Here is a 9,513-nt window from a genome sequence, read left to right on the forward strand (position 1 = left end):
TTACTTCGACCGGCGGCCGCGGCCGGCCCGGCAGCGTGCTGATCATGCCAAGCGTCTGCTTGAGGAGTTGTCTCAGGAAGGTTACGACGTTACTCGGCTCTTGCCTTCCCCGGCAGCGTAATCCCAGTTCAGCGGTGACGTACAGGCCATTTTGGGAATAGATCAACGGTGATAGTGCCTGGCACGCGAGGAAGGCGGGGCCGGGCAGTGCCCGACCCCGCCTGCGTCCGCTGCTGCGGCCGCCGGAACCGCGCCGCTAGACCACGGCGCCGTCACTCTGCTCGCGGGCCGTGCGCAGCTCCTTGCGCTGCTTGGTGCGCTTCTCGCGGATGACGTGCGGCGGTGGCGTCTTGTCCCACCGCTGCAGCCACGCCGCCAGCGGCGCGGCGACGAACACCGTCGAGAAGACACCCGATATCAGGCCGACCAGCATCGCCACCGAGAAGTCCCGCAGCGACGCTCCGCCGAAGACGGCGAGCGTGGCCAGGATGAACACGCCGCCGATGGTGGTGTTCACCGTTCGCGGGATCGTGTGCAGGATCGCCGTGTTGGCGATCTTCTTGAAGCCCGACTTGCTGTCATTGGCCCATTCGTCGCGCACCCGGTCGAACACCACCACCGAGTCGTTCACCGAGAATCCGATGACGCTCAGGATGGCGGCGAGGAACACGCCGTCGATGGGCCTGCCCAGCCAGCAGAACAGGCCGATCACCAGGGTGATGTCGAAGGCCAGCGCCAGCATCGTCGACAGGCCGAAGGACCAGCGGAACCGCCAGGCCAGGTAGACCATCTGCAGGGCCAGCGCCGCCACGAGGGCGATCAGCGCCCGGTTGCGGAGCTCGTCGCCCATACTCGGGCCGATCTTCTCGTCGGAGAGCCGTTCGACGCCGCCTGCCTGCTCGGCCAGGGCGTCCTGGATGGAAGCGGCCTCCGCGTCGCTGATCGGTCCGGTGCGCACCGCGACGTCGCCGTCGCCCGACTCCTGCACCACCGCGTTGGGGAAGCCGGCGTCGGTGACGGTGTCGCGGGCGGCGGAGACGCTGACATCCTGCTGGGTGGTGAAGTCCATGACCCGGCCGCCGGTGAACTCCACACCGAAGTTGGGCGTGCGGATCAGCACACCGGCCACCGCCACGACGACGATCGCGCCGCCGATGCCCAGCCACAGCTTGGACCGCGACATCAGGTCGGGGTTGCGCCTGGTGAGCCACTCGCGCACCGCGCTGATCCTGGAGATGCCGGTGACGGCGGGGTGGCGGCGGACGACCTTGCGGCGCACCGCCCACTCGACCAGCACGCGGGCGATGACCAGCGCCGAGACCATCGAGGCGATGGTGCCCAGCCCCAGCGTCACACCGAAGCCGCGCACCGTGCCCGAGGCGAAGAAGAACAGCAGCGCCGCGGCGATGAGCGTGGTGATGTTGGTGTCCAGCACCGCGCTCCAGGCCTTCTGCGTGCCGGAGACGAACGCCTTCTGCAGGTTCGGCGGGATGGCCCTGCGGCGCCGGCGCGAGAGGACGCCGGACTCGGCCTGCTCGCTCTCGGCCTCTGTGGCGTCGACCATCCCCGCCGACTTGTTGGCCTGGTAGATCTTCTCCTGGTTCTGGTACTCCTCGCGCGCTCGTTCGAATATCAGCACGTTGGCGTCGATCGCCATGCCGATCGCGAGCACGAACCCGGCCAGGCCGGGCAGGGTGAGCGTCGCGCTCAGCGCCACCAGCGCCGCGTAGGCGATCAGCGTGTAGCAGGCCAGCGCAACGGCGGCCAGGAAGCCGACGAGGCGGTAGGCGACGCAGATGTAGACGCCGGTCAGCAGGATGCCGATTGCGCCGGCGATGAAGCTGGCCTGGATGGCGTCCTCGCCCAGCGTGGGGCCGACGGTCTGGCGCTGCACCTCGGTGACCGGCAGGGGCAGCGAACCGCCCTCGATCAGCACGGCCAGGTCCTGCGCGCTCTCCTGGTCGAAGGAGCTGCTGGTGATGGTCGTGGAGCCGCCCGTCTGGCCGACGTCGCAGGCGGTGTCCTGGTTGACCTCGGGCGAGGAGATGACCTCGTCGTCCAGCACGATGGCGACGCGCCGCTGGGGCTGGCCGGGGTCGTTGCAGGCGGCCTGGCCGGTCAGCTTGGCCCAGGCGTCGGTTCCGCTTCCGCGGAAGTCGACGTTGACCTGCCACTGGGTGTTGGTGGTGGGGTCGAGCACGGCCTCGGCGCTGGCGACCTGGTCGCCCTGGATCCGGGATTCGCCCAACTGGAGCTGGTTGCCCTGTTCGTCGGCCAGCGTGCGAGCGACCTTGCTGGGGTCGGCGGCCTGCTGGCCGGCGCCGGCACCCGCGCCCGCGCCGCCCTGGCCCTGCAGGAGCTGCTGGAGCTCCTCCTGGCTCATGTCGCCCATGCCGCCGCCTCCGGAACCGCCTCCGGAGCCCGAGCCGCCTCCGGAACCGCCCTGTCCGTCGGTCGGTGCGCGGGCCTCGTCGGCCGGCGCGTTGGCGGAGTCGCCCATGGGCGCCTGCACGCCGCTGCCCTGCGAGGGCGCGATGCCCAGTACCGGGTGGAAGGAGAGCTGCGCGGTCTGGCCCAGGATCTCCGCCGCCTCGGTGGGGTCCTGCACGCCGGGCAGTTCGACGATGACGCGGTTCTCGCCGGAGCGCGACATCGTGGCCTCGCTGACGCCGAGGCTGTCGATGCGCTCGCGCAGCACCTGGATCACCTTGTCGGTGTTCTCGGCGTTGGCCTCGGTGCCGTCGCGGCCGTCCTGGGTCTCCAGGATGATCTGTGTGCCTCCGCTGAGGTCGAGCCCCAGCTTCGGCGGGATGAACCATGCGGCGCCGAATGCGCCTATGACGATGGCTAGGGAGAGGATGCCGCGCAGCCAGCGCGTTCCGGCTCCCGTCTGGGTGGACATTGGACTACCTCTTCACGAACGGTCATGCGGCCTCTGCGGCAGGGCGGGGCGCCCTGCCGCGGGTGGACTGGTTCACATGCGTCCGGGGAGCGGCGGCGCCCGGCCGAAGGGCAGCGCGAAGGCCTCGTCCAGACGGGGAGCCTCGACCGAGCCCGGCGGCGGCACCAGCGTCCAGTGGCCGGCGAAGTCGCCGGCCCACGGGAGCACGGGGCTGTAGGCCTCGGGGAGGTCGCGCACCACCGGGCGGTGATCGGCCTTCCACCCCGGAAGGGCGACGGACACCGCGCCCGAGTCGCGTTCGACCAGGAGCGCCCCGTCGGACCCGGAGTCCTTCCCGCCTGCGGCGCTTCGGGAGTCGGCACGGGAGCCGGCGTCCGCGGCGGTGGCGACGGCCAGGGGCGCGTGGCCGGCGGTCCGGGCGGCCAGCGCCGAAGCGCCCGGCGAGAGCGGGGCGCCCACCAGCAGGAGGGCGACGACCGCAAGCGAGGCCAAGACACGGGAAACCGTGGTGACCACCGCCTTAGTCGCACCTGGGTCGCTTGCGGCCGCCAGCGGGCCCGTTGCGGGAATCCGGGCGGAGCACGTGCTCGGGCAGACGACCTTAAACGCCAACACTACCGATGTGCGAGGCCGCCGCTGCAGCCCTGCCCGCAGGCCGCAGACCGAACGCCCGCCGGTGGCCGCGTGCGCTGGATCGGAGCGTGGCAGGGCGCTCGCAGGCGCCCGTCCACAGGTGGTGGGAAAGCGGGTGAATCGGCGCCGCCGCCCCCTTAGGCTTGTGGCATGTCGTCGAAACGCCACATCCTGACCGCGGTGGCCTGGCCCTATGCCAACGGCCCCCGCCACATCGGGCACGTATCCGGGTTCGGTGTCCCCTCCGACGTCTTCGCGCGCTTCCAGCGAATGTCCGGGCACGAGGTCCTGATGGTCAGCGGCACCGACGAGCACGGTACGCCGGTGCAGGTCCTGGCCGACCAGGAGGGTGTCGGCCCGCGCGAGCTCGCCGACCGCTACAACCGGGTCATCGTCGAGGACCTGGTCGCGCTGGGCCTGTCCTACGACCTCTTCACCCGCACCACCACGGGCAACCACTACGCCGTCGCGCAGGAGCTGTTCGCCGGGCTCTACGAGAACGGCTACATCTTCACCCGCACCACCAAGGGCGCCGTCTCGCCCTCGACCGGGCGTACGCTTCCCGACCGCTACATCGAGGGCACCTGCCCCATCTGCGGCTACGGCAACGCGCGCGGCGACCAGTGCGACAACTGCGGCAACCAGCTCGACCCCGTCGACCTGATCGACCCGCGCTCCAAGGTCGACGGCGAGACGCCGGAGTTCGTCGACACCGAGCACTTCATGCTCGACCTGCCGGCCTTCACCCGGGTGCTCGGCGACTGGCTGAAGTCCAAGGGCGGCCAGTGGCGGCCCAACGTACTGAAGTTCTCGCTGAACCTGCTCGACGACCTCCAGCCGCGCGCGGTCACCCGCGACCTCAACTGGGGCGTGCCCATCCCGCTGGAGGACTGGCGCGACAACCCCAACAAGCGGCTCTACGTCTGGTTCGACGCGGTCATCGGCTACCTGTCGGCAGCGGTGGAGTGGGCCCGGCGCACCGGGTCGCCCGAGGCCTGGCGCCGCTGGTGGCAGGAGCCCGACGCCGAGGGCTACTACTTCATGGGCAAGGACAACATCGTCTTCCACTCCGAGATCTGGCCGGCCATGCTCATGGGCTACAGCGGCCAGGGCGACCGCGGCGGCGAGCCCGGCTCGCTCGGTGCGCTGAACCTCCCGACCGAGGTGGTCTCCAGCGAGTTCCTGACCATGGAGGGCCGCAAGTTCTCCTCGTCGCGGCGCGTGGCCGTCTACGTCCGCGACTTCCTGGAGCGCTACTCCGCCGACGCGCTGCGCTACTACATCATCGCGGCCGGGCCCGAGACCCAGGACACCGACTTCACCTGGGCCGAGTTCGTGCGGCGCAACAACGACGAACTGGTCGCCGCCTGGGGCAACCTCGTCAACCGCTCCATTTCCATGGCGGCCAAGTACCTCGGTGAGATCCCCGCAGCCGGCGAGTTCACCGACGACGACCGCCGCGTGCTGGTCGGCTCCGCCGCCGCCTTCGACGCGGTCGGCGAGCACCTGAACCGGTCGCGGTTCAAGGCCGGGCTGCAGGAGACCATGCGCACGATCGCCGAGGCCAACAAGTACATCTCCGAGCAGGCCCCCTGGGCGCTGCGCAAGACCGACCCCGAGCGCATGGCTACTGTGCTGCATGTCGCGCTTCAGCTGGTCAGCGACGCCAAGACGCTGATGACGCCGTTCCTGCCGGGGTCCTCGAACAAGGTCGACGCCATGCTCGGCGGCACCGGGGTCTGGTCGGCCATGCCGCGCATCGAGACCGCCGTCGACACCATCGGCGGCTCCGGCGAGCCCACCGAGTACCCGGTCATCACCGGTGACTACGCCGGCAACCGGGCCGTCTGGACGTCGGTGCCGATCGAACCGGGCACACCGCTGTCGCCGCCGACGCCGCTGTTCACCAAGCTCGACCCCAGCGTGGCCGACGAGGAGGTCGCCCGCCTGGAGCAGGAGGCCGCCGAGTAGCGGTCGGAGGCGCCGGGGAGGCGCCGGGCACGTCGGCGGTCCGCTCGCGCATCGACCCGCTGCAGCCGTGCCGTGTGCCCTGCGCCTGGCGCGGTGCCGGCGACGCTCGGTGCCCCCTGGTACCAGCGGGGCCGCACCGCGGGACGAGCGAGCGAAGGAAAGAGGCCCGATGGGCAAGCGAAGCGGCAGCGCCGTGCGCAACCGGAACGCGCAGACGCCGCCCGAACCGCCGGAGCCGCTGCGCGTGGCCGTCGGCGACAGCCACACGCACATGGACATGCAGAACCCGGAGGTCGGCGCGATCGTCGCGGCCGCCGAGGCGGTCGGTGTCACACCGCTGATGCAGGTCGGGGTGGACGTCTCCTCGTCGCGGTGGGCCGCCGCAATCGCCGACGAGTACCCGGCGGTATGGGCCGCGGCGGCCCTGCACCCCAACGAGGCGCCGCGGATCGTGCACGGCGACGGCGCCCCCGGCGTCGAGGCCGACGACACCGACTGGGCCGGCAAGGCGCGCCCCGCCGGCGGGCAGGCGGCGTTGGAGGAAGCCCTGGCCGAGATCGACCGGCTGGCCGCGCTGCCCCAGGTCCGGGCGGTCGGCGAGACCGGGCTGGACTACTACCGCACCGGCTCCGAAGGCGCGGCCGCGCAGCAGGAGTCGTTCCGGCGGCACATCGGCGTCGCCAAGCGCCACGGGCGGGCGCTGATGATCCACGACCGCGATGCGCACGACGACGTGCTGTCGATCCTCGCCGAGGAGGGCGCGCCGGAGGCCGTGGTCTTCCACTGCTTCTCCGGCGACGCCGAGATGGCCAAGATCTGCGCGGACAACGGCTACTTCATGAGTTTCGCGGGCAACGTCACCTTCGCCAGCGCCGAGCAGCTGCGCGAAGCCGCCGCCCTGGCTCCGCCCGAGCTCGTCCTGGTCGAGACCGACGCTCCGTTCCTGACCCCCAAGCCCTACCGCGGCAGGCCCAACGCGCCCTACCTCGTCCCCTACACCCTGCGCGCCCTCGCCGCGGCCAAGGGCATGGCCGAGGACGAGCTGGCCCGCGCCGTCGCCGCCAACGGCCGCCGCGCGTTCGGCCTGGACTGAGTGCGCGCGCGGGCGCGGTCGGGGCCCGCACCTACCCCGGCCCCTCGGCGCCCAGACCCCATTCGGCCAGCGCTTCGGCGAGCGAGGGTGCGGGGAACCCGGGGTCGCGCGTCGCGCGGCCCGGCGTGCGGTCGAACCGGGGCGCCGGTCCGGGGTAGAGGCGGCCGTCCTTGCGAACGACCGATCCCCGGGCGCTGACGTGCGGGTGGTCGGGCGCCTCCGCCATCGACAGCACCGGCTGCACGCAGGCCTCCGATCCGCCGAAGACCTCCGCCCACTCGTCGCGGGTGCGGGTGCGCAGCTCTGCGGCGAACCGCTCGCGCAGCTTCGGCCAGTTCTCCCGGTCCCACTGGTCGGGCAGCTCGGCACCGGCGAGTCCCAGCCCCTCAAGGAAGGCGGCGTAGAACTGCGGCTCGATGCAGCCCACCGAGACGTGGCGCCCGTCGGCGCACTCGTAGACGTCGTACCAGGGGGCGCCGGTGTCCAGGTAGTTGGTGCCCCGCTCGTCCGACCAGGCGCCGCGCTCGCGGTCCTCGTAGACCATGGACATCAGCAGCGCGCTGCCGTCGACCATCGCGGCGTCCACGACCTGGCCGCGCCCCGAGGCCTGCCGTTCCACCAGGGCGCTGAGGATCCCGGTCACCACGAACATGGTGCCGCCTCCGAAGTCGCCGAGAAGGTTGACGGGCGGGACGGGCGGACCGCCCCGGCGGCCGATGCTGTGCAGTGCGCCGTTGAGCGAGATGTAGTTCATGTCGTGGCCGGAGACCTGCGACAGCGGGCCGTCCTGGCCCCACCCGGTCATGCGCGCGTAGACCAGCCGCGGGTTGAGCTCCAGGCAGGTGTCCGGTCCGAGGCCGCGCCGCTCCATGACGCCGGGGCGGAACCCCTCCAGCAGCACGTCGGCCGACGCGACGAGCTCGCGGGCGGCGGCCGTACCCTCCTCGGACTTCAGGTCGATACCCATCACGGGCCGCCCGGCGCTCATGTGCGGGCGGTCGCCGCGTCCGGCCGCCTCGGCGGCCGCAGGCCGGTCCAGTCGGATGACGGACGCTCCGAGATCGGCGAGCAGCATGGCGGCCATCGGTCCGGGGCCGATCCCGGCGAACTCCACGACGCGGATTCCGTGCAGGGGACCCATGGGCGACCTTCCTGGGGATTCGGGCGGCATGCCAACGCGAACACCGTTCGGTTGCAGGGCTCATTCTGGCGGTGAGCCGCGCGTCGGCGCCACCGAGGGTGCCCTCGCGGCCGCGTCCGCGGGCGCGGACGGATTCGGACGGACCCAAAGCGGGGCCCCGGTCGGTGTGGTACTTTCCGGTAGCAGTCGTGGTCGGCTGCGGCGTGACGCCCCCGACCCGTCGCGAGCAGTGCGCCGAGGACCTCCCGCACCCTGGGCCCGCTCGCCGGAAGAGGCAGCCTCCTGCCAACCCCCTTTTCAAGTCCATGCGCGATCGCGAAGGCCGAGAGCAACGTGCGTAGTCCGTCGAACCGCGGCTCCCACCGCGGCAGCCGCAGGGCACCCGGCAGTCCGGGCCGGCCCGATCGGCCGGGTTCCCCCCAGCCTCCCGCCGGCGCCCCCGAGGCCGCCGCATCCCCCGGACCCGGCCCGAACGAGGGCGATTCCCACGGCCGGTACGACCCCTACGGCCCCGCGGGGGGCGGTCCCTACGAGCCCGGACCCGATCAGGGGCAGACCGCCTCCATGCCCGCCGCCGGCAGCGGGAAGGCGGGCGGCGGCCGTGCGCGCCGGGCCGCGCTGCCCGCCGTGCTGCGCAAGCGCGGTGTGGTGATCGGCGCGGTCGCCGCAGCGGTGCTGCTCGTCGCAGGCGGCGGCACGGCGTTCGCCATGGACCAGCGAATCAGCCTCAACGTCGACGGCGAGCGCAGCACCGTGCACACCTACGGCGCGACGGTGCAGGACGTGCTCGACTCCGCGGGTGTCGACCTGGGCGAGCACGACGCCGTCGCCCCCTCACTGGACACCGAGCTGGGCCAGGGCGACAACGTGCTGGTGCGGTCCGGCCGCGAGCTGACGCTGACGGTCGACGGCGAGCCCGAGAAGCACTGGGTCACCGCGCTGACAGTCGGCGAGGCCCTGAACCAGATCGGCATGGACCCGGAGTCGGTCAAGCTCTCGGCCGACCCCGACAAGTCGATCCCCGCGTCGGGCCTGGAGGTCGAGGCGGCCGCCGCCCGCCGGGTCGTCATCCTGCGCGACCGCGCGCGGATCGAGACCGCGACCACCGCCGGCACGGTCGAGCAGGTCCTGAAGGACAACGGCATCACTCTGGGCGAGCACGACAAGGTCAAGCCCAAGGCGTCCACCGAGCCCACCGACGGCATGGTCGTCGAAGTGACGCAGCTGCTCACCGAACCCAAGACCGAAGAGGTCCCCATCGAGGCGGAGGTCGAGGAGCGCGAGAACCCCGACCTGCCCGAGGGCGAGGAGAAAGTGGTGAAGAAGCCGAAGGACGGCGTCAAGAAGGTCACCACGGCCAAGATCATGGAAAAGGGCGTGAAGACCGACTACGTCGTCAAGGAAGAGGTCGTCAAGAAGCCGGTCAAAGGCATCACCGAGATCGGCACCAAGTCCGAGCCCGAGATCGACTCCTCCGCTGAGGCCTCCAGCCTGAACTGGGCCGCGCTCGCCGAATGCGAGTCGGGCGGCGACCCCACGGCGACCAACCCGGCCGGCTACTACGGCCTCTACCAGTTCTCCATGTCGACCTGGCAGTCCGCCGGCGGCACCGGCAACCCCGCAGAGGCGAGTGCCAGCGAGCAGACCATGCGCGCGCAGAAGCTCTACGACATGGTCGGCGGCAACTGGCAGGGGCAGTGGCCCGAGTGCGGCGTGCACCTGTTCGACTAGTTCGCCCAGCCGGAACGGGCCCGGCCCGGCTCCCCGCCCGCG

6 protein-coding genes are annotated in these 9,513 nt (G+C 71.7%); 3 read left to right on the forward strand and 3 right to left on the reverse strand.

Annotated elements, in window-relative coordinates; genetic code table 11:
- Positions 1 to 256 precede the first annotated feature (256 nt).
- Both secD and RM446_RS05120 read right to left on the reverse strand, forming a co-directional pair.
- Entirely contained in the window at positions 257 to 2,902 is a 2,646-nt protein-coding gene (gene secD, locus RM446_RS05115; protein WP_311543947.1) for a protein translocase subunit SecD, read from the reverse strand.
- Between the two features lie 72 nt (positions 2,903 to 2,974).
- On the reverse strand, positions 2,975 to 3,418 hold the full coding sequence (locus RM446_RS05120; protein ID WP_311543948.1) for a hypothetical protein: 444 nt from the start codon (positions 3,416 to 3,418) through the stop codon (positions 2,975 to 2,977).
- Positions 3,419 to 3,685: 267 nt separating this feature from the next.
- Between RM446_RS05120 and metG the strand changes: the two genes are divergently transcribed.
- Positions 3,686 to 5,506 carry a methionine--tRNA ligase gene (metG, locus tag RM446_RS05125; RefSeq protein ID WP_311543949.1) on the forward strand — a complete coding sequence of 607 codons (1,821 nt, stop codon included), beginning with the start codon at positions 3,686 to 3,688 and terminating at the stop codon, positions 5,504 to 5,506.
- Positions 5,507 to 5,675: 169 nt separating this feature from the next.
- Positions 5,676 to 6,599, forward strand: a complete 924-nt coding sequence (locus tag RM446_RS05130; RefSeq protein ID WP_311543950.1) for a TatD family hydrolase — start codon at positions 5,676 to 5,678, stop codon at positions 6,597 to 6,599.
- A 31-nt stretch (positions 6,600 to 6,630) separates the two neighbouring features.
- Here RM446_RS05130 and RM446_RS05135 read toward each other — a convergent pair whose 3' ends face one another.
- Positions 6,631 to 7,740, reverse strand: coding sequence for a CaiB/BaiF CoA transferase family protein (locus tag RM446_RS05135; RefSeq protein WP_311543951.1), 1,110 nt, complete (start codon positions 7,738 to 7,740; stop codon positions 6,631 to 6,633).
- A 564-nt stretch (positions 7,741 to 8,304) separates the two neighbouring features.
- Between RM446_RS05135 and RM446_RS05140 the strand changes: the two genes are divergently transcribed.
- Complete coding sequence (locus tag RM446_RS05140) at positions 8,305 to 9,471, forward strand: ubiquitin-like domain-containing protein (protein WP_311543952.1); 1,167 nt, start codon at positions 8,305 to 8,307, stop codon at positions 9,469 to 9,471.
- Positions 9,472 to 9,513: the final 42 nt, after the last annotated feature.

It is taken from the genome of Streptomonospora wellingtoniae (assembly GCF_031845375.1).
In the GTDB taxonomy this organism is placed as follows: Bacteria; Actinomycetota; Actinomycetes; order Streptosporangiales; family Streptosporangiaceae; genus Streptomonospora; species Streptomonospora wellingtoniae.

Coding starts and splice junctions, on each gene's coding strand:
- metG (WP_311543949.1), top strand. CDS start 3,686: ATGTCGTCGAAACGCCACATCCTGACCGCGGTGGCCTGGCCCTATGCC.
- RM446_RS05140 (WP_311543952.1), top strand. CDS start 8,305: ATGCCCGCCGCCGGCAGCGGGAAGGCGGGCGGCGGCCGTGCGCGCCGG.
- secD (WP_311543947.1), bottom strand. CDS start 2,902: ATGTCCACCCAGACGGGAGCCGGAACGCGCTGGCTGCGCGGCATCCTC.
- RM446_RS05130 (WP_311543950.1), top strand. CDS start 5,676: ATGGGCAAGCGAAGCGGCAGCGCCGTGCGCAACCGGAACGCGCAGACG.
- RM446_RS05135 (WP_311543951.1), bottom strand. CDS start 7,740: ATGGGTCCCCTGCACGGAATCCGCGTCGTGGAGTTCGCCGGGATCGGC.